This is a genomic window from Klebsiella sp. 10-1 (assembly GCF_009758445.1).
Classification (GTDB): domain Bacteria; phylum Pseudomonadota; class Gammaproteobacteria; order Enterobacterales; family Enterobacteriaceae; genus Klebsiella; species Klebsiella scottii.
Genome location: NZ_WQRE01000003.1, coordinates 205292 through 231375, shown reverse-complemented (window position 1 = coordinate 231375; position 26084 = coordinate 205292). Strand labels below are relative to the sequence as shown.

Annotated in this window: 26 protein-coding genes and 2 pseudogenes; 5 read left to right on the top strand and 23 right to left on the bottom strand. The window is 57.5% G+C overall.

Annotation, left to right across the window (positions count from 1 at the left end):
• Positions 1 to 48 precede the first annotated feature (48 nt).
• The gene (locus GO007_RS13085; RefSeq protein WP_095100536.1) at positions 49 to 546 is read left to right on the top strand and encodes a GNAT family N-acetyltransferase; all 498 of its coding nucleotides are present in this window, start codon (positions 49 to 51) and stop codon (positions 544 to 546) included.
• A 47-nt stretch (positions 547 to 593) separates the two neighbouring features.
• Here GO007_RS13085 and hisP read toward each other — a convergent pair whose 3' ends face one another.
• From hisP to argT, 5 genes are all read right to left on the bottom strand, one after another.
• Positions 594 to 1367: a histidine ABC transporter ATP-binding protein HisP gene (gene hisP, locus GO007_RS13080; RefSeq protein WP_095100534.1), complete on the bottom strand. Its 774-nt coding sequence runs from the start codon at positions 1365 to 1367 to the stop codon at positions 594 to 596.
• A 7-nt stretch (positions 1368 to 1374) separates the two neighbouring features.
• Positions 1375 to 2091, bottom strand: a complete 717-nt coding sequence (locus GO007_RS13075; protein WP_095100531.1) for an ABC transporter permease — start codon at positions 2089 to 2091, stop codon at positions 1375 to 1377.
• The gene (locus tag GO007_RS13070; protein WP_095100529.1) at positions 2088 to 2774 is read right to left on the bottom strand and encodes a histidine ABC transporter permease HisQ; all 687 of its coding nucleotides are present in this window, start codon (positions 2772 to 2774) and stop codon (positions 2088 to 2090) included. The genes GO007_RS13075 and GO007_RS13070 overlap by 4 nt, the downstream gene beginning before the upstream one ends.
• Before the next feature lie 66 nt (positions 2775 to 2840).
• Positions 2841 to 3623, bottom strand: coding sequence for a histidine ABC transporter substrate-binding protein HisJ (gene hisJ / locus GO007_RS13065; protein WP_095100527.1), 783 nt, complete (start codon positions 3621 to 3623; stop codon positions 2841 to 2843).
• 245 nt (positions 3624 to 3868) lie between these two features.
• The gene (gene argT / locus GO007_RS13060) at positions 3869 to 4651 is read right to left on the bottom strand and encodes a lysine/arginine/ornithine ABC transporter substrate-binding protein ArgT (RefSeq protein WP_095100525.1); all 783 of its coding nucleotides are present in this window, start codon (positions 4649 to 4651) and stop codon (positions 3869 to 3871) included.
• 49 nt (positions 4652 to 4700) lie between these two features.
• On the opposite strand from argT, the gene GO007_RS28940 reads away from it, so the two are divergent.
• Positions 4701 to 4862 (top strand): hypothetical protein, encoded by a 162-nt coding sequence (locus GO007_RS28940; protein ID WP_189339865.1) that lies wholly within the window; start codon positions 4701 to 4703, stop codon positions 4860 to 4862.
• Between the two features lie 80 nt (positions 4863 to 4942).
• Here GO007_RS28940 and GO007_RS13055 read toward each other — a convergent pair whose 3' ends face one another.
• The 10 genes from GO007_RS13055 to pdxB all read right to left on the bottom strand — a co-directional run bounded on the left by GO007_RS13055 (position 4943) and on the right by pdxB (position 15039).
• Entirely contained in the window at positions 4943 to 5512 is a 570-nt protein-coding gene (locus tag GO007_RS13055; RefSeq protein WP_095100523.1) for a UbiX family flavin prenyltransferase, read from the bottom strand.
• Between the two features lie 141 nt (positions 5513 to 5653).
• The gene (purF, locus tag GO007_RS13050) at positions 5654 to 7171 is read right to left on the bottom strand and encodes an amidophosphoribosyltransferase (protein WP_045856095.1); all 1518 of its coding nucleotides are present in this window, start codon (positions 7169 to 7171) and stop codon (positions 5654 to 5656) included.
• A gap of 33 nt (positions 7172 to 7204) precedes the next feature.
• The gene (gene cvpA, locus GO007_RS13045; RefSeq protein WP_041147709.1) at positions 7205 to 7693 is read right to left on the bottom strand and encodes a colicin V production protein; all 489 of its coding nucleotides are present in this window, start codon (positions 7691 to 7693) and stop codon (positions 7205 to 7207) included.
• Positions 7694 to 7992: 299 nt separating this feature from the next.
• Entirely contained in the window at positions 7993 to 8703 is a 711-nt protein-coding gene (dedD, locus tag GO007_RS13040; RefSeq protein WP_095100521.1) for a cell division protein DedD, read from the bottom strand.
• On the bottom strand, positions 8693 to 9961 hold the full coding sequence (folC, locus tag GO007_RS13035) for a bifunctional tetrahydrofolate synthase/dihydrofolate synthase (RefSeq protein ID WP_095100519.1): 1269 nt from the start codon (positions 9959 to 9961) through the stop codon (positions 8693 to 8695). The genes dedD and folC overlap by 11 nt, the downstream gene beginning before the upstream one ends.
• A 131-nt stretch (positions 9962 to 10092) precedes the next feature.
• Positions 10093 to 11007: an acetyl-CoA carboxylase, carboxyltransferase subunit beta gene (gene accD, locus GO007_RS13030; RefSeq protein ID WP_189339864.1), complete on the bottom strand. Its 915-nt coding sequence runs from the start codon at positions 11005 to 11007 to the stop codon at positions 10093 to 10095.
• Positions 11008 to 11207: 200 nt separating this feature from the next.
• Positions 11208 to 11867, bottom strand: coding sequence for a DedA family protein (locus GO007_RS13025; protein WP_095100515.1), 660 nt, complete (start codon positions 11865 to 11867; stop codon positions 11208 to 11210).
• Between the two features lie 147 nt (positions 11868 to 12014).
• Positions 12015 to 12827 carry a tRNA pseudouridine(38-40) synthase TruA gene (truA, locus tag GO007_RS13020; protein WP_095100513.1) on the bottom strand — a complete coding sequence of 271 codons (813 nt, stop codon included), beginning with the start codon at positions 12825 to 12827 and terminating at the stop codon, positions 12015 to 12017.
• Positions 12827 to 13840: an aspartate-semialdehyde dehydrogenase gene (locus GO007_RS13015; protein ID WP_095100511.1), complete on the bottom strand. Its 1014-nt coding sequence runs from the start codon at positions 13838 to 13840 to the stop codon at positions 12827 to 12829. Before GO007_RS13015 ends, truA begins: the two co-directional genes overlap by 1 nt.
• Positions 13841 to 13902: 62 nt before the next feature.
• Complete coding sequence (pdxB, locus tag GO007_RS13010) at positions 13903 to 15039, bottom strand: 4-phosphoerythronate dehydrogenase PdxB (RefSeq protein ID WP_095100509.1); 1137 nt, start codon at positions 15037 to 15039, stop codon at positions 13903 to 13905.
• Between the two features lie 108 nt (positions 15040 to 15147).
• Here pdxB and flk point away from each other — a divergent pair, with 108 nt between their 5' ends.
• The gene (flk, locus tag GO007_RS13005) at positions 15148 to 16131 is read left to right on the top strand and encodes a flagella biosynthesis regulator Flk (protein WP_095100507.1); all 984 of its coding nucleotides are present in this window, start codon (positions 15148 to 15150) and stop codon (positions 16129 to 16131) included.
• 25 nt (positions 16132 to 16156) lie between these two features.
• A pseudogene (locus GO007_RS29545) lies at positions 16157 to 16771 on the top strand (GntR family transcriptional regulator); the annotation flags it as partial.
• A gap of 2 nt (positions 16772 to 16773) precedes the next feature.
• On the opposite strand, the pseudogene GO007_RS12995 reads toward GO007_RS29545, so the two are convergent.
• Positions 16774 to 17948 (bottom strand): annotated as a pseudogene (locus tag GO007_RS12995) (arabinose transporter).
• Between the two features lie 111 nt (positions 17949 to 18059).
• Positions 18060 to 19277: a beta-ketoacyl-ACP synthase I gene (fabB, locus tag GO007_RS12990; protein WP_045856114.1), complete on the bottom strand. Its 1218-nt coding sequence runs from the start codon at positions 19275 to 19277 to the stop codon at positions 18060 to 18062.
• A gap of 158 nt (positions 19278 to 19435) precedes the next feature.
• Between fabB and mnmC the strand changes: the two genes are divergently transcribed.
• Positions 19436 to 21424 (top strand): bifunctional tRNA (5-methylaminomethyl-2-thiouridine)(34)-methyltransferase MnmC2/FAD-dependent 5-carboxymethylaminomethyl-2-thiouridine(34) oxidoreductase MnmC1, encoded by a 1989-nt coding sequence (gene mnmC, locus GO007_RS12985; protein ID WP_189339863.1) that lies wholly within the window; start codon positions 19436 to 19438, stop codon positions 21422 to 21424.
• Positions 21425 to 21514: 90 nt separating this feature from the next.
• Here mnmC and GO007_RS12980 read toward each other — a convergent pair whose 3' ends face one another.
• Genes GO007_RS12980 through prmB form a run of 6 tightly spaced genes read right to left on the bottom strand, consistent with a single transcriptional unit; the run spans position 21515 to position 26054 of the window.
• The gene (locus GO007_RS12980) at positions 21515 to 21790 is read right to left on the bottom strand and encodes a YfcL family protein (protein ID WP_095100503.1); all 276 of its coding nucleotides are present in this window, start codon (positions 21788 to 21790) and stop codon (positions 21515 to 21517) included.
• Positions 21791 to 21821: 31 nt separating this feature from the next.
• Positions 21822 to 22370, bottom strand: coding sequence for an elongation factor P hydroxylase (locus GO007_RS12975; RefSeq protein ID WP_095100501.1), 549 nt, complete (start codon positions 22368 to 22370; stop codon positions 21822 to 21824).
• The gene (locus GO007_RS12970) at positions 22370 to 23179 is read right to left on the bottom strand and encodes a sulfite exporter TauE/SafE family protein (RefSeq protein WP_095100498.1); all 810 of its coding nucleotides are present in this window, start codon (positions 23177 to 23179) and stop codon (positions 22370 to 22372) included. Before GO007_RS12970 ends, GO007_RS12975 begins: the two co-directional genes overlap by 1 nt.
• Positions 23179 to 24003: a penicillin-insensitive murein endopeptidase gene (gene mepA / locus GO007_RS12965; RefSeq protein WP_095100496.1), complete on the bottom strand. Its 825-nt coding sequence runs from the start codon at positions 24001 to 24003 to the stop codon at positions 23179 to 23181. The genes GO007_RS12970 and mepA overlap by 1 nt, the downstream gene beginning before the upstream one ends.
• A gap of 3 nt (positions 24004 to 24006) precedes the next feature.
• Entirely contained in the window at positions 24007 to 25092 is a 1086-nt protein-coding gene (aroC, locus tag GO007_RS12960; protein ID WP_095100495.1) for a chorismate synthase, read from the bottom strand.
• Between the two features lie 29 nt (positions 25093 to 25121).
• Positions 25122 to 26054: a 50S ribosomal protein L3 N(5)-glutamine methyltransferase gene (prmB, locus tag GO007_RS12955; protein ID WP_095101335.1), complete on the bottom strand. Its 933-nt coding sequence runs from the start codon at positions 26052 to 26054 to the stop codon at positions 25122 to 25124.
• Positions 26055 to 26084 lie beyond the last annotated feature (30 nt).

Sequence of the window (26084 nt, the reverse complement as noted above, 5' to 3'; positions counted from 1 at the left end):
ACTTTCTGGTGTTAAGGTGAACCCACGATCCACCGTAATGGCCCGCTTATGATTACGCTAACCACCCCGCGCCTGCTGCTCTCTCCGTTCACCGAATCCGACTGGCCCTTTTTCCTGCGCCTGCGTAGCGATCGCCAGGTGATGCGCTTTATGGGCCCCATTCTTGACGAGACGGCGCTGCGAAACGTGTTCGATGCGCGCCGTGAAGCATCCGGCGTATTCGTGTTACGCGATAGCCGCGGCGAGGCTCTTGGCGATATCGGCCTGCGCATCAGTAGTAAGAATCCGCACGAAGCCGATGTCGGCTATGCCCTGCTGCCTGAGGCTCAGGGGAAAGGCTATGCCAGCGAAGCGCTGAAGGAGATTTGCCGCTACGGATTTACCCGGCTCGGCATCAACGCGATTAATGCGTGGGTCATCGGGGATAATTCAGGCTCTTCGCGGCTGCTGGAAAGACACGGTTTCCGGCGGATCCAGATCCTGGAGAAGGCGTGGCATCTGGACGGCGTTGACTACGATGACTGGATCTATCGCCTGGAGCGCTGATCCTGCCCCGGCAGAGTATATCTACCCCGCCGGGGAGAGCGCGAAATTTACTTCAACGAGCCTTTGAGGAACTGCTGCAAACGCGGGCTTTTCGGATTACCGAAAACCTCATCGGGATGACCTTCCTCTTCAATCTTGCCCTGATGGAGGAAAATAACGTGCGAGGAGACGTGGCGGGCAAAGCCCATTTCATGCGTCACCACCACCATCGTTTTCCCCTCTTCCGCCAGCTGCTGCATGATGCGCAGCACTTCTCCCACCAGCTCAGGGTCGAGCGCGGAGGTCGGTTCATCGAACAGAAGGACTTCAGGCTCCATCGCCAACGCACGCGCAATGGACACGCGCTGCTGCTGACCGCCAGAGAGATGCACCGGATATTTGATCTGCTGACGCTCGTCGATGCCGACTTTCGCCAGGTACTTTTCTGCCCGTACCCGCGCTTCCTGCTTACTTAGTCCCAGCACCTGGATGGGCGCTTCCATGACGTTTTCCAGCACCGTCATATGGCTCCACAGGTTGAAATGCTGGAATACCATCGTCAGACGGGTGCGCAGCAGGCGCAGCTGGTTTTTATCCGCCACCTTGAGCTGACCATCCTTGTCGCGAACCAGGCCAATATTCTGCCCGCTAACAACAATCGTGCCTTCGCTCGGTTTCTCAAGAAAGTTAATACAGCGCAAAAAGGTACTTTTACCGGAACCCGATGAGCCGATGATACTGATAACGTCCCCGGCTTCTGCCCGCATCGAGACACCTTTCAGTACCTCATGCTCGCCGTAACGTTTATGGAGATCGATAACGTTTAATTTATTGTCGGACATGGCGTTCTCAGTGCGTCGAAGAAGGTTTTATATGCTGCAGCCAGCGCTTTTCCGCCTTGCGGAACAGGCTAATCAGCACATACGAGATAATTAAGTACAGCACCGCGGCAATGCCGAAGGCGGTAAACGGCTGATAGGTCGCCGAGTTAATATCACGAGCAATTTTCAGCAGATCCGGCACCGTGGCGGTAAAGGCCAGCGCGGTGGAGTGCAGCATCAGAATCACTTCATTACTGTACGCCGGCAGCGCGATGCGCAGCGCGGAGGGTAGAATAATGCAGCGATACAGTTTGGCCGATGAAAAACCATACGCCCGCGCCGCCTCAATCTCTCCGGCGGGGACCGAACGAATCGCCCCGGCAAAAATCTCCGTCGTATAGGCGCAGGTATTCAGCGTCAGTGCCAGCACCGTACAGTTCAGCCCGCTGCGGAAAAAGGCGTTCAGCAGCTCGGTGCCCTTGACAATTTCCAGCGTGTACATACCGGAGTAAAACACCAGCAGCTGCACGTAGAGCGGCGTACCGCGGAAAATATAGGTAAAAAGCCAGATCGGAAACTGAATGTATTTATTGCTGGAGACGCGCCCGATGGCGAGAAAAATCGCCAGCACGCCGCCCATAACCACCGAGGTGATTAACAGCCACAGCGTGATTGCGACGCCGGTAAAGCGGTAGCCGTCGGTCCACAGCAGGGATTTCCAGTACTCCTGAATAATCTCAATCACAGGTCAGCCCTCTTCACGCCCACGGTATAACGGCGTTCAAGCAGCAGCAGTACACCATTGGAAATCGTTGTAAATACGAGATAAATCAGGCCGCAGACGATGGCAAAATAGAAGGGCTGCCAGGTACTTTTCCCCGCCAGCTGCGTCGCTTTAACCACATCCTCCAGCCCCAGCAGCGAAACCAGCGCCGTGGCTTTCAGGATAACCTGCCAGTTGTTGCCGATCCCCGGCAGCGCATAGCGCATCATCGCCGGGAACAGAATACGCCGGAACGTCTGCCCGCCGCTAAAACCAAAGGCGGTCGCCGCTTCGATATGTCCTTTCGGTACCGCGAGGAAAGCGCCACGAAAGGTTTCCGTAAAGTACGCGCCGTAGATAAAGCCCAGAGTGATAATGCCCGCAATCATCGGGTCGATATCAAACTGCGACATACCTAGCGCATCGGTGAGAGCGTTCAGCGCGATCTGCAGCCCGTAGAAAATCAGCAGCATCAGCACCAGATCCGGCACGCCACGAATTAAGGTGGTGTAACCTTCAAATACCAGCGCCAGCGGTCGATTGCTCGATAGCTTCGCGCCGGCGCCAGCCAGACCAATCAGGACCGCCAGCACAACCGAACTAAGGGCCAGCTCCAGCGTGACAAGAGCGCCCTGCAATATTACCTGTGAAAACCCGTACAGCATGCTGTCTGCCCTGTCTATCATCGACCACCGCGCGCTAAAATACGCGCGGTGGCGTACGCGTGATGGTTAGTCGCCGTACACGTTAAAATCGAAATATTTTTTCGCCAGCTTGTCGTAGGTGCCATCTTTGCGCATTTCAGCGAAGGCTTTGTTCAGCGCTTCGCGCAGCTCGTTGTCCTCTTTACGCAGGCCCATGCCGGTGCCGACGCCAAACAGCTTTTCGTCCTTAATGGACGGGCCGCCGAACTGATAGTCTTTCCCTACCGGCTGCTTGAGGAAGCCTTCACTTGCGGCCACTTCATCCTGGAACGCAGCGTCAATGCGGCCGGCGGTCAGATCGGAATAGATATTGTCCTGACCCTGATAGGAGACAATCTCAATCCCTTTTGGCGCCCAGTGTTCGTTGCCGTAAGTTTCCTGCGTTGTGCCCTGCAGCACGCCGATACGCTTGCCCTTCAGGAGGGTAAGATCCGGCGTAATATCGCTGCCCTTTTTCACCACCAGGCGGGAATCGGCGGCATAAAGTTTGTCGGTGAAGGCAATTTCCTGCTGGCGTTTTTCAGTAATAGAAAGCGAAGACATAATCGCATCGATTTTCTTCGCTTTTAAAGATGGGATCAGCGCATCCAGCGGGTTTTCAATGAAGGTACATTGCGTATTGATGCGCTTACACAGCTCTTTGGCCAGATCGATGTCAAAACCAATCAACTCACCCTGGGCATTTTTCGATTCAAACGGGGCATAAGTTGGATCCGTACCGATACGAACCTTTTGCGGAATGGCTGCGAATACCGTGGAAACGCTGGAAAGGGCCAGCGCTAAAGAAAGAGACAACGCCAGTTTTTTCATAACTATCCTCAACAAACTGTCATTCTAATGGGTTTATTAGAAGTACTTAAGCCAGTTATCGTGCCACTTTTCTCCCCGATAAGGCAAAACATTCTGCGCCGGGGAGCAAATTTTTTCGCATCAGAAACGCTTAACTATGCAATTTTTGCACCAAAACGAGACAGCGAGACGACCAATGCACCAATAAGGGGCACAGATAGCTATCGCGAATCTAAAAGGCCCGGTATACCGGGCCAGCAGCACGCTTAGTCACCGTAAACGTTAAAGTCGAAGTACTTCTTCGCCATCTTGTCGTAGGTGCCGTCTTTACGCATTTCACCCAACGCTTTGTCGAAGGCGGCTTTCAGCTCGCCGTCCGTCTTGCGCAGGCCAATGCCGGTGCCATCACCGAAGAACTGTTTGTCTTTTACGGAAGGACCGGCAAACGCGAAATCTTTGCCGGCAGGCTGTTTGAGGAACCCTTCGCTGGCGGCCACTTCATCCTGCAGCGCGGCGTCGAGGCGACCGGCGGCGAGGTCAGAGTAAATCAGGTCCTGGTTCTGATAGGCCACCACATCAACGCCTTTGCTGCGCCAGCGTTCGTTGCCGTAAGACTCCTGAGTCGAGCCCTGCAGTACGCCAACGTGTTTGCCTTTCAGCGATTCCAGCGTCGGCTGGATGGTGGAGCCTTTCTGCGCAATCAGGCGGGAGTCTGCGGCATAAAGCTTGTCAGAGAAGGCAATCTCCTGCTGACGTTTTTCGGTAATCGATAATGAAGAGATGATGGCGTCAATTTTCTTCGCCTTCAGCGACGGGATCAGTGAATCAAAATCACTCCCTACCCAGGTACATTTTACCTTGATACGCGAACAGAGTTCGTTGCCCAAATCGATGTCAAAGCCGACGAAATCACCTTTGGCATCCTTAGAGGAAAATGGCGCGTAGGTGGCATCGGTGCCGATGCGGATGCTTTGCGGCAGAGCTGCAAAGACGCTGGAAGCACTGCTAATTCCCATAATTAAAGAGAGGGCCAGGATCGTCTTCTTCATACAATACCCTTAAGTGTCGTGATGTTGTTATGCGGTGCGTTGTTTAGTTATGTGTAGTGCCGACGTATCCTGCAGTTTTTGTGCCATTTTCTCAGTGCGTGCTGGAAACAGCGTTAAATTTGTTAATATAAAGTTGCAGAATTGTCTTGAAAGGGAAGATAGCAGTATTAACGGAGAAACCGCAGCGTCGAAACGCAAAAAAACAAATTAAATGTTGAGGATTTGATCGGGGCGACAAAATTGCACCATCGTGGCGCAAAGAATCATAAAGCGCACTATTTTAGCGCGCGCCTATGCCCCTTGCCAGCGAGCGAACAGGTCCTGCGGCAGAGTGATATCGAACTGATCGATGACGCGATTGACCGTCTGGTTGATAACGTCGTCCAGGGTTTGCGGGCGATGGTAGAAGGCCGGAACCGGCGGCATGATAACCGCGCCCATTTCCGCCGCCTGGACCAGCAGACGCAGGTGTCCGAGGTGGAACGGCGTTTCGCGCACGCAAAGCACCAGCGGACGACGCTCTTTCAGCACCACGTCCGCCGCCCGGGTCATCAGGCCATCGGTATAGCTATGAACAATCCCTGAAAGCGTTTTCATCGAGCAGGGGAGTATCACCATCCCGGCGGTTTTAAACGAGCCGGAAGAGATGCTGGCGGCAATATCGCGGGCATCGTGGACGACGTCGGCCAGCCCCTGAACTTCACGCAGGGAGTAGTCGGTCTCAAGGGCCAGAGTCTGCCGCGCCGCCTGGCTCATGATCAGATGGGTTTCAACATCCGCGACATCGCGCAATACCTGGAGCAGCCGCACGCCGTAAACGGCACCGCTGGCGCCAGAAATTCCAATGATAAGTCGTTTCACGATGATTGCCCCTTCTGCTTAGTGTCGCAGACTTTGCCGGATTATAGCACCGGACGCAAGCCCGGCGGCCAGCTAACCGGGGCCCGAAAAACAAAAAGCCCGCAGTCTGACGACGGCGGGCTTTGACAACAAAGGCGTGGTTTAGCCTTCGTTATGCATCTCTAAGTTTTCCACTTCGTTCTGACGCTGCACCGCTTTAGCATCGTCGTTACGCAGGGAGTCGAGATAATCGAGGTACTGCTGATCGACGTCCTTAGTGACGTACACACCGTTAAATACCGAACATTCAAACTGCTGAATATCCGGATTCTCGGCCCGCACGGCGTCGATCAGATCGTTCAGATCCTGGAAGATTAAACCGTCAGCGCCGATGATCTGCCGAATTTCGTCAACTTCACGACCGTGGGCGATCAGCTCGGTGGCCGTCGGCATATCGATGCCGTAGACGTTCGGGAAGCGAATCTCCGGCGCAGCGGAAGCCAGATAGACCTTCTTCGCGCCCGCTTCGCGCGCCATCTCGATAATCTGTTCCGAGGTGGTGCCGCGAACGATGGAGTCATCGACCAGCAGGACGTTTTTATCACGGAACTCGGCGCGGTTAGCGTTGAGCTTACGACGTACTGATTTACGACGCAGCTGCTGGCCCGGCATGATAAAAGTACGGCCGACATAGCGGTTTTTGACGAAGCCCTGACGATAAGGCTTGTCGAGAATACGGGCAATTTCCAGCGCGATATCGCAGGAGGTTTCCGGAATCGGGATGACCACGTCAATGTCCAGATCTTCCCATTCGCGGGCAATTTTCTCGCCCAGCTTAGTCCCCATATTCACGCGAGCGCTATAGACGGAGATCTTATCGATGAAGGAGTCCGGACGGGCAAAATAGACGTACTCAAACAGGCACGGGTTGCTGACCGGGTTCTCCGCACACTGGCGGGTAAACAGCTGGCCTTTTTCGGTGATGTACACCGCTTCTCCCGGCGCAACGTCGCGCAGGAACTCGAAGCCCAGAGTATCCAGCGCCACGCTTTCGGAGGCCACCATGTACTCGGTACGGCCGTCGCCAATATCACGCTTGCCCAGTACCAGCGGGCGAATACCGTTCGGATCGCGAAACGCAACCATACCGTGGCCGATAATCATCGCCACGCAGGCATAGGCGCCACGAATCTGCCGATTGGTCGCAGCAATTGCCGCAAAGATATTGTCGGCTTCCAGCGGATAATGGCGGAAGTTATCCAGCTCGCTGGCGAAAATATTGAGCAGAATTTCAGAATCGGAGGTGGTGTTGATGTGGCGGCGTTTTTCTTCAAACAGCTTTTTACGCAGCTCGTGAGCGTTGGTCAGGTTACCGTTATGCGCCAACGTAATGCCATACGGCGAGTTAACGTAGAAAGGCTGAGCCTCGGAGGCGCTGGAGCTGCCAGCCGTAGGGTAACGGACGTGGCCGATCCCCATGTTGCCCTGCATACGCTGCATGTGGCGAGCCTCAAAAATATCGCTCACCAGCCCGTTTGCCTTACGCAAGCGGAAGCAATTATTTGCATCAATGGTGATGATGCCTGCGGCATCCTGGCCACGATGCTGAAGCACCGTTAACGCGTCATAAATCGACTGGTTTACCGGCATAACACCGGCGATACCGACAATACCGCACATACGTCTTTTCCTCGTTCAGCTACATCCCAACGCTTATGCTTTGGGCAAGAAACTTGACGAGCTCTGCAGATAGTCAAAAAACCATCTGATAACGAAACTGAACTGCGGGATAAGCTCCGACTTTTGCCAGTCTTCGCTTTTCGCCATACCGGTAAAACTATCGAGAAAGAACAGGATCGCAGAGACAATCAGCACGCCACGAAGGGCGCCGAAGCAGATCCCTAACACCCTGTCGGTACCCGACAGGCCGGTTTTCTCTACCAGTGCGCTAATCACGTAGTTAACGATAGCGCCGACGATAAGCGTTGCGATAAACAGTATCGCGATAGCAATCCCATTGCGGACCATTTCGTCTTCAAAGCCCGTGAACCAGACAGCCAGGTAAGTGTAGTAATGACTGGCAACAAAGAAAGCACATCCCCAGGTTACCAGCGATAACGCTTCACGAACAAAGCCGCGGATCAGGCTTACCAGACAGGAAAAACCAATCACCGCAATAATGGCGTAATCAATCCAGACCATATACATCCTACGATTTTACGCCCTGTCGTCCGGTTCGGGGCGCATTCTAACAGAAAAAGAAAACGTTTGCGTAGGGATTTCCGTGCCCTACAGAAATAAAAATGGCGCTGAAAAAACATTCAACGCCATGCTACCTTTTGCCTCTGCAGGGCGCGTCAGGTAAGGGATTCAGCCCCCCGTTCACCGCCAGCGAGCCCGACGCCCGCTGACCTGTCCGACCTGAACTGCGCCAGGGCGATCGTCTCCCGACCCTGCATCAATATCGGCGTTCTCCAGCGCTATCAGGCTGAATAGCAAGGCTAGTTTGGACTGTATCCCATCACCACACCGCTCAGACCTGACAGCTGCTTCAGATCGCCAAGCTGGCCTTTCAGCTTATCTTTCGACGCATCAGGGCCAACCAAAATTCGGGTGATTTTCCCCTGCACCGGCGTCGAAGGCGACGTGTAAACCTTGAACCCGGAGGAGCGCAGCTTACCGACAATTTCATTTACCTTGTCCGCATTCTTCAACGCCCCCAGCTGCACCACGTAGGCTCTGCCGGTTGGCGCAGGAATTTCAGCAGGCTTCGGCGCCGGCGTCTGGGCGGCAGTCTGCTGCTGCTGCGGCTGAGGCTTATCGACCGGCTTAGGCTGCGGCTGCGGCTGCGGTTGCGGCTTCGGCTGAACCTGAGGTTTTGGCTGCGGCTTGGGCGCGACAACCGGCTCCTGAACATCATCAAAGCTGTTACTGTTCACCGGGATGCGCGACGGATCCAGCGACGGCGCCGCCGCATTGCCGGCCCTCACCTCTTCTGCCGCCCCTTCCGGAGGCTGAGCAGGCAAGGCCTGAGTTGCCGCCGGTAGCATGTCAGGCTCATCGCGATCGCCCGGCTTCGGCACCAGCGGGATCGCCGCAAACTCATCCTGATAGTGTTTTTTCTGACCGTCAAGCAGCCCTGGAAGGATAATGACTCCCAGCGCCACCAGCACAATCGTCCCGACTAAACGGTTCTGAAACTTACTCGCCACCGATTCTCCCCGCGTCTATTTCTTCCATTACATGCGCCACCGTGTGGAATGAACCACACACCAGCACCGTATCTTCCGGTCCGGCATCGGCCATGGCCGCATGCCATGCCTGAGCGACGTCCGCGCAGGCTCGCCCTGTACGCAAATGCTCCAGCAGCTGTTCCGCCGTTGCCCCACGCGGCCCTTCCAGCGGCGCGCAGTACCAGCAATCGACTTCAGCCGTCAGGTTTGCCAGCGTACCTGCAATATCCTTATCGTGCAGCATACCAATAACCGCCAGCACGCGCCCCGTTTTCGGCAGGCTTTTGAGACGTCCGGCCAGATATGCCGCCGCATGTGGGTTATGGGCAACGTCGAGGATCACGCGCGGCGTTTCGCCAATTATCTGGAAACGCCCGGGTAGCATCGCCTGCTTAATGCCGTCGCGAATCGCCCGTTCGTTCACCGCCAGCCCGCTGGCGCGCAGCGCGGCCAGCGCCGTAGCCGCATTCGGCATTGGCACCTGAGGCAGCGGCAGCCCTGCCAGCGTCCCCTGCTCGTCGCTGAAATCCCACGCCTGCTCGCCGGTAACATAGCGCCAGTCAAGGTCACGACGGCGCAGCAGAGCGCCTTTTTCCGCCGCAACGTCGGCAATGGTATGAGGCATATCCGGCTCACCGACGATAGCCGGCTTGCCTGAACGGAAAATACCGGCCTTTTCGCGGCCGATGCTTTCGCGATCCGGCCCCAGCCAGTCGGTATGATCGAGCGCAATACTGGTCACCACCGCCACGTCGGCATCAACGATATTTGTCGCGTCAAGGCGACCGCCCAGCCCAACCTCAAGGATAACAACGTCCAGCTGCGCCTGCTTAAACAGCCACAGTGCGGAGAGCGTACCGAACTCAAAATAGCTCAGGGATATTTCGCCGCGCGCCGCTTCGATTTCAGCGAAAGAGGCGGTATGCGCCGATTCTGCCAGCTCCTCTCCCTGCACGCGTACGCGTTCGGTATAGCGCACGAGATGCGGTGAACTGTAGACGCCGACCCTATAGCCCGCCGCCATCAGCACCGACTCCAGCGTACGGCAGGTGGTCCCCTTACCGTTGGTGCCCGCCACCGTAAATACGAACGGCGCAGGTTTCACTACCGCCATCCGCCCGGCAACCTCGTTCACGCGCGTCAGCCCGAGATCGATAGTTTTGCTGTGCAGATGCTCCAGATAAGAAAGCCACGTAGCCAGGGGCGACGTGGCCTGAGGAATAGGTTCTTTTTCCATGATGTCCGCAAGAGTTAACGGTAAATACGCTCATCTGTCAGCATGCCGCGATGCGGCCAGGTCAGGATGATGTCGCGTAGTTATTTGAATATAAAAAAAGGGCAGCACCGTCAGGCCTGCCCTCTGCACTATCAGGCCTCTGGTTCCTGATCCGGTACCGGCGGCACCGCGTCGCCTTCATGAGAAACCTCCGGGCATGGCGCCGGGAGATTCATCAGCTTCGCCAGAATACTGGCCAGCTTCAGGCGCATTTCAGGGCGACGTACGATCATGTCGATCGCCCCTTTTTCAATCAGGAACTCGCTGCGCTGGAATCCTGGCGGCAGCTTTTCGCGTACGGTTTGCTCGATAACGCGAGGGCCGGCAAAGCCGATCAGCGCTTTCGGTTCCGCGATGTTCAGATCGCCGAGCATCGCAAAGCTCGCCGATACGCCGCCCATCGTCGGGTCGGTCAGCACGGAGATATACGGTAAACCGCGCTCCTGCATTTTCGCCAGCGCGGCTGACGTTTTCGCCATCTGCATCAGCGACATCAGCGCTTCCTGCATACGCGCGCCGCCGGACGCTGAGAAGCAAACCAGCGGGCAGTTGTCTTCCAACGCCTGTTCAACGGCACGTACGAAGCGCGCGCCCACCACCGAGCCCATCGAACCGCCCATAAAGGCGAATTCAAAAGCAACGGCGACAACCGGCATGTCGTACAGCGTGCCCTTCATAACCACCAGCGCATCTTTCTCGCCGGTCTCTTTTTGAGCCGACGCCAGGCGGTCTTTGTATTTTTTCGAATCGCGGAACTTCAGCACATCTTTCGGCTCGAGCTCGCTTCCCAGCTCCACAAGGGAACCTTCGTCCAACAGGCTATGCAGGCGATTACGCGCCGACATACGCATATGGTGATCGCACTTAGGGCAAACCTCCAGGTTGCGCTCCAGCTCTGCGCGGTACAGTACCTGACCGCAGCTGTCGCACTTGGTCCATACACCCTCAGGAATGCTTGCCTTGCGGGTGGGAGTTATATTGCTTTTAATTCGTTCAATCCAGCTCATTGATAACCTTTCTGCCTGAACCTGGTCGATGCCAGTTTTGTCGTAAGGGGCGCATAATGCCATTTTTGACCCTTACAGACCATGAATGTTGCACATTAAATCATAACATCCCGTCACATGGGATAAAAAAGTGGTCGTACCGCTCACACTTCAATCTGCGGGCGGAGGCGCTCCCCCCGCAGAAGATTACACTACAGAGGCTATTTCGACTGCTTCGCCGCCGCGCGCTTGTGGCGAATGATTTCAATCACCCCCGGCAGCACAGAGAGGAGAATAATCGCGACAATCAGCAGCTTCAGGTTTTCCTGGACGATCGGCAAATCGCCAAACAGGTAGCCTGCATAGGTGAACAGCAGCACCCACAGCAATGCGCCAACCACGTTATAGGCCGCAAAATGACGATAGGACATGTGGCCCATTCCCGCCACAAATGGCGCAAAGGTTCTGACAATCGGCACGAAGCGAGCGAGGATAATGGTTTTGCCGCCGTGACGCTCGTAGAACGAGTGGGTCTTGTCCAGATAGCTGCGGCGGAAGATTTTAGAATCAGGATTACTGAAGAGCTTTTCACCGAACAGCCGCCCGATGGTGTAGTTCAGGGCATCGCCGACAATCGCCGCGATAACCATCAGCACCACCATCAGATGCACGTTCAGATCGTTAGTCGGCAGCGCTGACAGCGCGCCGGCAACAAACAGCAGCGAATCTCCCGGCAGGAACGGTGTGACCACCAGACCCGTTTCGCAAAACAAAATCAAAAACAGAATGGCATAAACCCAGATACCGTACTCGGCAACCAGTTCGGCCAGGTGTACATCTATATGCAGGATGAAATCAATTAAAAAGCGAATCAGGTCCATACCGTTTGAGTCCTTAATAGCAATACGTAAAATCCTTCACGGCGTATCCAGGCGGCCGAACGGTAGCTCCCGGGCCACCTCAAGAGGCAAGCCCGGGGAAACCAGCGCGGCCGGCAGCGCGGCAGCCTGAAGGATGAGGCGTATACGTCAGTCCGCCAGAAACAGCGGGCCCATCGGCATCACCGGCAGATCGAAATGGGCCGGATAGTCGACCGACACCAGATACAATCCTTCGGCTTTTGCCGTCGCGGCGGCTAGCTTCCTGTCTTTTGCCGCCAGAAGTTCTGCAATCCAGCTCTCTGGCTGGTTACCGGCCCCCACTTCCATCAGGCTGCCGACAATGTTCCTTACCATATGATGTACAAAGGCGTTTGCTTTGATATCGACCACCACATATGCGCCATAACGGGTGACGCTAATGTGCTTAATGTTGCGCCAGGGCGTACGCGACTGGCACTGCAGCGCGCGGAACGAGGTAAAATCATTCTCGCCCAGCAGGCACTGCGCCGCACGCTGCATCCGTTCGGCATCCAGAGGCTGGTGATAATGAGTCACCCCCTGGCTTAACACCGCCGGGCGCAGCCGATGATTATAGATAACGTAGCGGTAGCGGCGCGCCGTTGCGCTGAAGCGCGCGTGGAACTCTTCCGGCACATGTTTAACCCACCGCACGGCAATGTCACCAGGCAGATTCGCATTCACGCCCAGCGTCCAGGCCGCGTCTTTACGCAGCGCACGCGTTTCAAAATGCACCACCTGTCCGGTGCCATGAACGCCGGCGTCGGTGCGGCCCGCGCAGAAGACGTTAATCGGTTCATTCGCCACCTGCGAGAGCGCCTTTTCCAGCTTCTCCTGCACGCTACGCACTTCGTTCTGCCGCTGCCAGCCGTAATATTTACTGCCGTCGTACTCGATGCCCAGCGCGATTTTACAGACCGGCTGCTGCTCCATCTCAGACATCAGTAAAAATACTCCTGCACCAGCCTCTCAGCGGTTTTCACCGCCATCAGCGCGCCGCCGAAGCGGACGTTGTCGGCAACGGACCAGAACTGAATCTGCTCCGGCATCCCGTAATCGTTACGCACGCAGCCGACGGAGAGTTGGCTGGTGCCGGAAGCGTCGCCAACCTGAGTCGGAAACTCGCTCGCTTCGGACAGCTCGATATCTTCGCCGCGTACGAAGGCATCGCGCGCCTCTTCTGCGGCCAGCGGACGCATGGCTTCGAAATTAACCACCTGCGCATGGCCGTAGAATACCGGCGACTGGACCACGCTTGCGGAGATCATCAGCCCTTCATCCTGGAGGATCTTCCGTACTTCGTCGACGATACGCCGCTCTTCCAGCACGCTGCCTTCACGATCGGGCAGAATGGGCAGCATGTTGAACGCCAGCTGACGACCAAAGTAATCATCTTCATCAATCGGCATGCCGTTGAGCAGCTTAGCGCTCTGCCCCGCCAGCGCGCTGACGGCTTTTTTACCTTGGGCGGAGACGGAGAGCAGGCTGGTGACCTGAATACGCGACAGGCCGCCTTCATCAATCAGCGGCTTCAGCGCGGCCAGCAGCTGGCTGGTCAGGCTGTTGGCAACGGCAATAACGTTACGATTGCGGTAATCAGCCAGCACAAATGGGTTAACTTCCGGAACCACCAGCGGGACGTCCGGCTCCAGCGCGAACAGGCCGCTCAGGTCGATAACCAGACAGCCAGAGTTAGTCGCCTCATCAACGTAGGCCGCCGTGGCCTCGACGCCGGCGGCGAAAAAGGCCAGCTGGGCCTGAGTCCAGTCAAACTCCGCGGCATCCTGTACGATGACCGACTTACCGTTAAAACGCAGATGCTCGCCCGCGCTTTCGTTACGCGCCAGGGCGTAAATATCACCCACCGGGAACTGACGTTCAGCAAGGGTTTCGAGCAGGGCTTCGCCGACGGCGCCCGTTGCGCCTAGTATGGCAATATTCCAGCCTTCAGACATGGTGGTTTACTCCAGGAAAAAGCGACCCTGCAGGAGTATCCAACAGGGTCATTAAGAAGATATTAACGAACAGGGTGATGTATGGCATTAAAGCCGAGCTGCCGCAACAGCGTCGCCGCCTGCTCATCGCTGCACTGTACGTATAGCGAAGACCATTCACGGCGTTCCTGGTAATTTTTGCGCAGCTTGTCAAATTCGCCCGCAGCACCGGCCACTTTTCGCAGCGGCGCATCGTCGCGGCGCACATCATACACCAAATGGACCAGCCTTTTCAGAGTTGCCTGATCGAGCGCGCCGTGCAGGGTGATACGGCCAAACTCCGGCGCCGGCAGCAGGGTATCCAGCGCCACCTGCTGCGGATGACCGATAAACGCGCTGTAGGCTTCAAACACCTGGGTCGTCCCGCGCGCTTTCCCTTCAAGGGTATAGCCCGCAATATGCGCGGTACCGATATCCACGCGATCCAGCAGCTCAAGGTTAAGATCCGGCTCCGGCTCCCAGACGTCAAGCACGACGCTCAGCGGCTGCCCGGCCTGCAGGCATTTCAGCAATGCGCCGTTATCAACCACCGGACCACGGCAGGCGTTAATTAACACCGTTCCCGGCTTCAGGCGGCCGATCAGCGCCTCATCCGCGAGGTGCAGCGTCTTGTATTGCCCTTCTTTATATAAAGGCGTGTGGAACGTCAGCACATCGGCCTGTTGAACCAGCTCGTCAAGGCTGCGGAAATCGCCTTCATCGCCGCGATCCGCGCGCGGCGGATCGCACAGCAGCGTTTTGATCCCCAGCGCTTCAAGACGTTTTTGCAGGCGTCCGCCGACGTTGCCCACCCCCACGATCCCGACGGTACGATCGGTCAGCGCAAAGCCATCGCGCTCGGCCAGCATCAGCAGCGCCGAGAAAACATACTCAACCACCGCAATAGCGTTACAGCCCGGTGCGGCGGAAAAACCGATCCCCGCCTGCTGCAGCCACGCCTGGTCGACATGATCGGTACCCGCGGTCGCGGTTCCGACAAACTGAATAGCCTTGCCGGCAAGCAGCGCTTCATTGACTTTAGTGACGGAACGGACCATCAGCGCGTCGGCATCGGTCAGCGCTTCAGCCGGAATTGGGCGGCCGGGGACCGCCCTCACCTCGCCCAAACGGCTAAAAAGCTCACGGGCATAGGGCATATTTTCATCAACGAGGATTTTCACGGTTCAGTACCTGTCTGAGAACGAGAGTAAACCGGGGAAGTGTGCCATAATCTCGCCGCCAGGAACATCATCACCGGCCTCAGTACAGTAATACGGAAAGGATTAATCATGACACAACCCGTTTCAGGTATGTCCGATCGCCCTCCGGGGACGGCTCCCTCCGGCGCTTCCGTCGCCGGGGAGCTGTCGCTTACCACCCAGCAACGCACCGTTCTCGAGCGATTGATAACGCGCCTGGTGGCGTTAACATCGCAGCAGAACGCGGAAGTGTGGGCCGGAATCAAGCACGATCTGGGACTCAAGGGCGATGCGCCGCTGCTGGCATGCCACTTTGCCGCCGCCGAAAGTCACCTGAACCAGCGCCTGACCGTTGCGCAGCAAAACCATCACCATCGTCAGACTCTGGCGCAGCTCGGCGAGCTGCTGAATCAGGGCAACAATCGTCAGGCGGTGAGCGATTATATTCGCCAGCACTATGGGCAAACCGCGCTACACGCGCTGACCCAGCAGCAGCTTGAGAACGTGCTGCAGCTGCTGCAGAACGGCCGGCTGTCGATTCCGTCGCCCCAGCAGCGTCAGCCTACGCTGCGCCCGCTGCTGCCGGCGGAGCACAACACGCTGAACCAGCTGGTGACCCGTCTTGCTGCCGCAACCGGCGAGCCAGGTAAGCTTATCTGGCAGTCGATGCTGGAGCTGTGCGGCGTGAAAACCGGCGAGCTGATCCCGGCAACGCATTTTACCCCGCTCTCCTACTGGCTTCAGGCGCGGCAAACGCTAAGCACCCAGGCCAGCCCGACGCTCAACTCGCTGCAGGCCGCGCTGAAACAGCCGCTTGAAGCGCAGGAGTGGCAGAAGATCGCCGATTTTGCCCGCCACAGCTGGCACGTGACGCCGCAATCGGTGCTGAGCTCCAGCCAGATACTGACGCTGTTGAACAAAGTCTTCGTGCTGCGCGTGGCGCGAGCCCAGGAGACGCTGGCTATCCCATCGCTGCGGTCGGAACCCACTCCGCTCTCCGCACGGCTCAAAAAACCGTGGTTTATCCTGCTGGCGCTGGCAGCGGCGGCTCTGCTGTGGCTGATGATTGCATAGCTCTTAGCGCAAGAAAAACACCGCCGATACGCTGCGTAAGGCGTTAAAGACGCTGGAGGAGGATGGTTTAATTGAGCGCCGTCACGGATCCGGGACCTGGATCAGAAATAAACATTTTCAGGCCTCGGTCACGCATTTAAACAGTTTTACTGAAATAGCCCGGAATGAAGGTAAAACGCCCTCCAGTCAAATTATCAAATTTGCATTACAGTCGGCATCAGAGGAAATAGCTAAAGGCCTGCAGCGACAGCACGGAGAGCCCGTCTATATAAAAAGGCTACGCTTTATCGACAATATTGCGATGCAATTAGAAGAGACCTGGCTCTCGGCGACGCGTTTTCCTGACCTGACGATTGCCATATGAAAAAATCGAAGTTTGCGTATATTGAAAATGAATGCGGGATCAGAACAGACGGATGCTACGAATCCATAGTCCCCATTCTTCCCTGCCCCGTGCTGGCTAAACTGTTACATATCAGCATTAAAGATCCCATCATCCGCATGCAGACCCAGCCGATAGACGAACAGCACCAGCCTATCGACGACTCAATACTCTATGACCAATATGTTTGAGTTTCAGGTGAAGTACTATCTTCCGCGCAAGGCGGCCGGCCCTCACTCACTGCGGGCCGAGCCATAAGCCTATTTTCGTAACGATACCAGGGTGACGACAATCCCCAGCGCGGCGCAGACGGCCGCCGCCAGGAAGACGGACGGGTAGCCCTGGGACGTCGCCAGCAGTCCGGCAAGCGGGCCGCTAATACCGTATGAGATATCCTGAAATGCCGCATAGCCGCCCAGCGCGGTGCCGCGAACCTGCGGCGGAACGCGTTTCACCACCTCCACGCCCAGCGACGGGAAGATAAGCGAGCAGCCGCAGCCGGTCAGCGCGGCGCCAGCTAAGGCTACCCAGGCATCCGGAGCCAGCCACAGCAGCGTCAGGCCCGCGGCCTCAATCAGCAGCGAGACCATCGCCACCTTCACCCCGCCGAAGCGATCGGGCATCCAGCCGAACAGGATACGCATCAGCACGAAGGCGCCGCCAAAAGCGGTCAACGTAAAGCCGGCCATCGCCCAGCCGTTGCTGGCAAAGTAGAGCGAGACGAAGGTGCCAATCACCGCAAACCCGACGCCCTGCAGGGCAAGGCCAATCCCCGGACGCCAGATCATACCGACAACGCTCCACAGCGACGGGCGCTCGCCGCCGTGAGCCGGAACCTTGCGGACCGTGCCGTTAATCGCGAGGGCCAGCAGCGGCAGCGCCATAGTGACGCAGGCCAGCACCGCAACGTCGTAGTGCGTGTAGATCAGCAGCCCCAGCGGGGCGCCAGCCGCCAGCGATCCGTAGATGGCCATTCCGTTCCATGACATGACTTTTCCCGAACGCGTCGGCCCGACGAGGCCCATCCCCCAGCTCAGGTTACCGGTTAGCAGCTGGCTCTCGCCAAAGCCAAGGATCAGGCGGCCCAGCACCAGCAGCGCGAATTTCGCCACAATCGACACCGGCAGCAGCGCCGCCAGCAGCCACGCGGCGCCGGCCAGCGCGCAGGCCAGCATGCCCTGCAGTACGGAGCGTTTAGCGCCGTACTGATCGGCGAGGCGACCGGCGTAACCTCGCGTCAGCACCGTCGCCAGAAACTGTATTCCGACGGCGATGCCGACCATCGTGTTGCCAAAACCGAGCTCATGGTGCACGAAAAGGGGGATACCGGCAGCGGAAGGCCAACGGTCATGTAGGTGAGAAATACGGAGAACGTAATGCGAAATAGCGAAATATTCGCGGAAGAGGGATCTGTTTTTTCTGTCGCTGCGGACATGCTTTACTCCAGTTCGCAGAGTAAGACGAGGTGAGTGTGCCTCCCTGCGCCAGGCTCTCTCAATAATGCAAAAAAGGGAGCCAGCCGGCTCCCTTTTCAATTACTGACTGACTATGCGTCGTGTTTACGCATCACCAGGGTGGCATTGGTGCCACCAAAACCGAAGCTGTTGGACATAACGGTGGTCAACGCACGTTCAGTCGGCTTAGTCACGATGTTCAGGCCAGCGGCCTGCTCGTCCATCTCGTCGATGTTGATGCTTGGCGCGATAAAGCCGTGTTCCAGCATCAGCAGAGAGTAGATAGCTTCCTGTACGCCTGCGGCGCCCAGCGAGTGGCCGGTCATCGCTTTCGTTGCGGAGATAGCCGGGCTGTTATCGCCGAAGACTTCACGGATCGCACCCAGCTCTTTCACGTCGCCAACCGGAGTTGAGGTACCGTGGGAGTTCAGATAATCAATCGGGGTATCAACGCCCTGCATCGCCATGTGCATGCAGCGAACGGCACCTTCGCCCGATGGGGCGACCATGTCGGCGCCGTCAGAAGTTGCGCCGTAGCCGACGATTTCAGCATAGATGTGCGCGCCGCGCGCCAGAGCGTGCTCCAGCTCTTCAACCACAACCATCCCGCCGCCGCCAGCGATGACGAAACCGTCGCGGTGCGTATCATAGGTACGGGACGCTTTGTCCGGAGTTTCGTTATATTTGGTGGACAGGGCGCCCATTGCGTCGAATTCGCAGGCCATTTCCCAGCACAGCTCTTCGCCGCCGCCGGCAAAAACGATGTCCTGTTTACCCAGCTGAATCTGCTCTACGGCATTGCCGATACAGTGTGCGGAAGTCGCGCAAGCGGAGCTGATAGAGTAGTTAACGCCGTGGATTTTGAACGGTGTGGCAAGGCAGGCTGAAACGGCAGAGGCCATCGCTTTAGTCACGACGTACGGGCCAACGGCTTTCAGGCCACGCGGGCTACGCATCGCGTCTGCGCCAAACACCTGATATTTAGAAGAACCGCCAGAACCGGCGATCAGACCCACGCGCGGGTTATTTTGATAAACCTCTTCTTTCAATCCAGCATCTTCTACGGCCTGCTGCATTGAGAGGTAGGCGTAGATAGAAGCATCGTTCATAAAGCGAACCACTTTACGGTCGATCAGACCGGTGGTATCCAGCTTAACGTTGCCCCATACGTGGCTGCGCATACCTGAATCTTGAAATTCCTGAGAGAAAGTGATCCCTGAACGTCCTTCACGCAGAGATGCCAGGACTTCCTGCTGGTTGTTACCGATGCTGGAAACGATGCCCAAGCCAGTAATCACTGCACGTTTCATTCAATACCTCTGTAAGTCGCACTATTTTAAGTTTCGAGTCGCACAATAGCGTACACTTGTACGCCGAACAAGTCCGATCAGCCATTTTGTGTATAAATTTGCGCCTCCCGGCACACATCGTTAAGATCGTTCTACGCCTTGAGATTCGAGTAACTTACGTGAAACAAAACGCCATACAACCTGCCAACCTGGAATTCAACGCTGAGGGTACACCTGTTTCCCGAGATTTCGGCGACGTGTACTTTTCCAATGACAACGGTCTGGAAGAGACCCGCTACGTCTTTCTCGGCGGCAACCGCCTCGGTGAACGCTTTCCCACTCATTCACACCCGCTATTTGTGGTTGCTGAGAGCGGATTCGGCACCGGCCTCAACTTCCTCACGCTGTGGCAGGCATTCGACGTTTTTCACCGTGACTCCCCCGAAGCTACCCTGCAAAGATTACATTTCATCAGTTTTGAAAAATTTCCGCTCACCGCCGCCGATCTGGCCCTGTCCCACCGGCACTGGCCGGAGCTGGCCCCGTGGGCGGAGCAGCTGCAGGCCCAGTGGCCGCTGCCCGTTGCCGGCTGCCATCGACTGCTGCTCGATGACGGCCGCGTGACCCTGGATCTATGGTTCGGAGATATCAATGAGCTGACCCTTGAGCTTGATGACTCTCTCAATCAGCAGGTCGATGCCTGGTTTCTCGACGGATTTGCTCCGGCAAAAAACCCGGATATGTGGACGCCTGAACTCTTCGCGGCTATGGCCCGGCTGGCGAAACCGGGCGGAACGCTGGCAACCTTCACCTCCGCAGGTTTTGTCCGTCGCGGCCTGCAGGAAGCCGGCTTTACCATGCACAAGCATAAAGGTTTTGGCCGCAAGCGAGAGATGCTTATCGGCGAGATGAGCCGCGAGCTGAACCTGCCCGCGCGCGCGCCGTGGTTCGCCCGCACCGCCGCCGACAAACGCGAAGTGGCGATTATCGGCGGCGGGATTGCCAGCGCCCTGCTGTCGCTCGCGCTGCTGCGCCGCGGCTGGCAGGTGACGCTCTATTGCGCCGACGATGCGCCAGGCGAAGGCGCATCCGGCAACCGTCAGGGGGCCCTGTATCCGTTGCTCAGCCAGCACGACCCGGCTCTGGCCCGCTTCTTCCCCGCCGCATTTACCTTCGCGCGCAGAATATATGATGCGCTGCCGGTCACCTTCGACCACCAGTGGTGCGGAGTGACGCAGCTCGCCTGGGATGAGAAAAGCGCGCAAAAAATCGCCCAGATGCTTGAGCTCAATCTGCCGGCGGAAATTGCCGTTGCCGTCAGCGCCGAAACGGCGGCGCAGGCGACCGGCGTGGAGACCGGCTGCGGCGGGATCGCCTATCCCTCAGGAGGCTGGCTCTGCCCGCAACAGCTGACGGCCGAACTCTTCGCGCTGGCGGCGACCCGCGGGCTGCGCGCGCGCTACGGTTTTAAGGTGGAGACGCTCACCGCCGATGGCGACGGCTGGCAGCTGAACCAGCGCCAGCAGCATGCGGTGGTGGTACTGGCGAACGGCCATCAGCTAACCACCTTCAGCCAAACCGCGCAGCTGCCGGCCTATCCGGTGGGCGGACAGGTTAGCCATATCCCGACGACGCCGGGGCTTTCTCAACTGCGTCAGGTACTGTGCTATGACGGCTACCTGACGCCGCAAAACCCGCATAATCAGCGGCACTGTATCGGAGCCAGCTATCATCGCGGGCAGACGGAAACGGCTTTCAGCGCGGAGGATCAGCGGCAGAACCGTCAGCGTTTGATCGACTGTTTCCCCGATGCCGGGTGGGCCCAGGAGGTCGATACCAGCGCCAACGAAGCCCGCTGTGGCGTACGCTGCGCCACCCGCGACCATTTGCCGATGGTAGGCAACGTGCCGGACTATGATGCCACCTTGACCCGGTACGCTCTGCTTGCCGGGCAGAAGGAGGATGCGCCGTCTGCTCCGGTGCATCGCAATCTTTATCTTCTCGGCGCGCTGGGATCGCGCGGGCTGTGCTCCGCGCCGTTAACGGCGGAAATTCTGGCGGCGCAGATGAGCGGGGAACCGCTGCCAATGGATCGCGAAACGCTGGCGGCGCTCAATCCCAATCGGCTATGGGTGAGGAAACTGCTGAAGGGAAAAGCGGTGAAATAACCCGTAGAGGTCGCCCGGATGGCATTATCCGGGCGATTCCCCGACCTCGCGACGCTCGGCCGGGGCTATCGTGCAGGCGGTACGGGCTGTTTACCGTTTTGCCTGCTGGTACAAATTATCCCACATATCCTGAACGAGGATCTGGTCCGGCGGCGAGAGCTCTCCCGCGCCAATCGCTTTTTCCAGACTATGGACGACCCGGTCATTGATCGCTTGCGCCGAGTGATCGTCTCCACCTTCCAGCTCGGCTACCGCCAGCGTCAGGTGGCCACGCAGATAGCCGCCGGCAAACAGTTCATCATCACTGGCGTGGTCTACCATTTCGTCGATTAGCGCCAGAATGCGTGATTCAAACTCCGCGAGCATTGTCTTTCCTCTTCTAGTGTAAAGCGTGGCCTTAGTGCAGGTCTTCCGGCCACGGAAATTGTTCTGCCGTCAGTGGCGGCGTTTGATAATATTTTTGTAATGCCTGAATAAATCGCGCCGGACGTTCCGGGATCCCCTGCTCCAGATAGCTCATGACCTGGGCATGGACCCGCCGCTGAAAGGCAATGCGATCGGGCTCGACGTCCCCTTCCAGGTTGTCGCAGCTGACGTTAAACGGGAAGCCCGCCGCCACGCAAAACAGCCAGTCAAATGCCTGGGGTTTCACCTCGACGTCTTCAAACTGACGCTGCGTCATCGCATCGCGGCCATCCGGGCAGTACCAGTAGCCGAAATCAACCAGTTCACGACGCGCTTTCCCGGCAATGCACCAGTGCGAAATTTCGTGCAGGCCGCTGGCATAAAAGCCGTGGGCAAAGACGATACGGTTAAACGGTACGTCCTTATCAGCCGGAAGATAGATCGGTTCGTCGTCGCCTTTAATCAGACGGGTATTAAAATCGTCGGCGAAGCAGCCGTCAAAAATAGCGATCAGCTGCTGATAATGGTGTTGCTGTTGCATTAATTCATTCCCAACCACTGCAGGATTTCCGCCCCGTGGCTGTCATAAAGAAGTTTCGCGCTCATCACTGCGGACACGACCACGATCATCGGCCGAATCAGCGATTGCCCTTTGCTCAATACCAACCGTGAGCCAGCGCGGGCGCCAATAAACTGCCCTGCCAGCATCACGAATCCAGTGGCCCAAATCACTTTGCCGCCAATAATAAACAGCAGCAGCCCGCCAATATTGGAGGTCGCGTTAAGCACCTTCGCATGGGCGGTTGATTTTGCAAGATTGAACCCGGCCAGGGTAACAAAGGCCAGCGCGTAGAACGAGCCGGCGCCCGGGCCGAAAAAGCCGTCATAGAAACCCACGCAGCCGCCGGCGACCAGCGCGAACGGCAGGCCGTATAAGCGGCGCTGGCGATCGTCCTCGCCTAATTTTGGCATCAGCAGAAAATAGAGGCCAATGCCGATAATCAGCAGCGGCAAAATCTGTTTGAGGATATCGGACTGCACGTGCTGCACCAGCAGCGCACCGCCGGTGGAGCCGATAAACGTCATCAGAATATTAAGCTTCTGATCGGCGAGGTTCACCACCTTGCGGCGGATAAAATAGAGTGACGCGGAAAGCGAACCGCCGCAGGCCTGCAGCTTGTTGGTCGCCAGCGCCTGCGCCGGAGGGAGTCCCGCAGCCATCAGCGCCGGGACGGTCAACAGCCCGCCGCCGCCGGCCAGGGAATCGATAAATCCGGCGAGAATGGCGACGAAGAAAAGCACTACCAGTACCGTGGGCGAAACCATAAACAGGTCGATAAAACTATCCATTAAAGAACGTGCTCATCCAGTAGCGCCTGGCAGGAAGGCGGCAGCGGAGGCGGCGTCTTCTTCACAGGAGAGGTTGATCCGGGTTTCGGAGGTTCGAACCAGCTTTGCAACTCTGCACCGCAGCCATCGCCGGCAGGCGGCGGCGCCTGCTCTTCGCACTCCAGGCTTCCGGCAGGACAGCGCAGGCGAACATGCATATGCGCACGATGCTGGAACCACGGGCGAACTTTATGCAGCCAGTCGCGATCGCTCCCGGCATCGAGGCATAGCTGCTGTTTGATCGCCGGGTTAACAAAGATGCGCGTGACTTCGCTATCTTCTGCCGCCAGCTTGATCAGCTGGCTAATTTGCGGGCTCCACCGCGCCGGGACAACGCGCTTGCCGTCGGCGGAAACCAGGTCCAGCGCCTGCGGCTTCAGCAGCTGCGCCGGGCTCCAGCGCATCTGCGGCAGCTGGAGGAAAATATCGACATCCAGGCCGCTCTGATGGCTGGCGTGGCCGCCGTTAAAACGCCCGCCGGCGGGCATTCCCATATCGCCAATCAGCATCGTGCCCATTCCCCGACTGTGCACCTGATTGCTCAGGCGCTGGATAAACCGGACAAGATCGGGATGGCCGAAATAGCGGCGCTGGTCGGTACGCATCACCTGGTAGTTTGCCGAGTTCAGGGGCAGCGCCTGGGCTCCCACAATGCAGCCGTTGGCAAAAGCGCCGATCGACTGCGCGCTGCCGCCTATCGGCTGAGTGATTTTTTGCCACGGCGTTGCCGCAGAGCAGGCAGAGCTGGCCAGGAGCGCCAGCAGAGCGATAACGGTTTTTTTCATCGATTACCAGCGTGGAATTGATGTCGTCACGTCGCCGTTTTGCGCGCGTTGACGCATAAAGTGATCCATTAACACGATCGCCAGCATCGCTTCTGCGATCGGCACCGCGCGAATCCCCACGCACGGATCGTGACGCCCTTTGGTGATCATCTCAACTTCTTCGCCAAAGCGGTTAATGGTATGCCCCGGAACGGTGATGCTGGAGGTCGGCTTCAGCGCAATATTAGCGACAATCTGCTGACCGCTGCTGATGCCGCCGAGCACGCCGCCCGCATGGTTGCTCTGGAAACCGGCTTTGGTGATCTCATCGCGGTTTTCGCTGCCGCGCAGCTTAACCACCTCAAAGCCGTCGCCAATCTCGACGCCTTTCACCGCATTTATGCTCATCAGCGCGTGGGCAATATCGGCATCCAGGCGGTCGAATACCGGCTCACCGAGTCCCGGAGGAACGCCATCGGCCACGACGGTGATTTTTGCGCCAATCGAATCACCCTCTTTTTTCAGGCCGCGCATCAGCTCATCAAGCGCTTCAATTTTATCCGGATCGGGACAGAAGAACGGGTTCTGTTCAACCTGCTCCCAGTCCTTAATTGCCAGCGGGATATCTCCCATCTGGGTCAGGCAGCCGCGGATGACGATGCCAAACTTCTCCGCGAGGAACTTTTTGGCGATCGCTCCTGCCGCAACGCGCATCGCGGTCTCACGCGCCGACGAGCGTCCGCCGCCGCGATAATCGCGCAGGCCGTATTTCTGCTCGTAGGTGTAATCCGCGTGGCCGGGACGAAAAACGTCTTTGATAGCGCCGTAGTCCTGCGAACGCTGATCGGTATTCTCAATCAGCAGGCCAATGCTGGTGCCGGTGGTGACGCCCTCGAATACGCCGGACAGGATCTTAACCTGGTCCGGTTCGCGACGCTGGGTGGTATAGCGCGAGGTGCCGGGACGGCGACGATCCAGGTCGTGCTGCAGATCGGCTTCGGTCAGCGGGATGCCCGGCGGTACGCCGTCGACGATGCAGCCCAGCGCCAGGCCGTGCGACTCGCCGAAAGTGGTTACGCGAAAGAGTTGTCCAATTGTATTTCCTGCCATCACGGCTCCGTCATGTTTGCGTGTTGTTTTTAGTCTTTATAAATACCGAAATGCACCCGTGCGGCGATCAGCTGCGGTTTGGTCAGCATAAACACGCCGTCTCCGCCGTTATCGAACTCAAGCCAGGTGAACGGGACATCCGGGTACTGCTCAATCAGATGTACCATGCTGTTACCGACTTCACAAATCAGAATACCGTCATCGTTGAGGTAATCCGGGGCGCAGGCGAGGATGCGGCGGGTCAACTTCAGACCGTCGCTGCCGGAGGCCAGCCCGAGCACCGGCTCATGACGATATTCACCCGGCAAATCGGACATATCTTCTTCATCGACGTACGGCGGGTTGGTGACGATCAGGTCATATTGCACCTTCGGCAGGTCGCGGAACAGATCCGAGCGAATCGGCGTAACCTGATGAATCAGCCCGTGCTCTTCCACGTTTTGTTCGGCCACGGCCAGCGCGTCAGGGGAGATATCCACCGCATCGACTTCCGCTTCCGGGAAGGAATAGGCGCAGGCGATGGCGATACAGCCGCTGCCGGTGCACATATCCAGGATGTGCTGCGGCTGATGGTCGATCAGTCCGGCAAACTGGTTTTCGATAAGCTCGCCAATCGGAGAGCGCGGCACCAGCACGCGTTCATCGACGTAAAACTCATGGCCGCAGAACCAGGCTTTGTTGGTCAAATAGGCGACCGGAATACGCTCATTGACGCGGCGAATCACGCGCTCAACGATGCGGTGTTTTTCGCTGGAAGTCAGACGCGCAATGCGCATGTCTTCCGGGATGTCCAGCGGCAGGTACAATGAAGGCAGCACCAGCTGCACCGCTTCGTCCCACGGGTTGTCGGTGCCGTGACCGTACCAGATATTCGCCGCGCTGAAGCGGCTTACCGCCCAACGCAGCATGTCCTGAATGGTTTGCAGCTCATTGACTGCTTCATCAACAAAAATTTTATCCACGCCATCCTCCAGGACACGCTCTACTGTAAA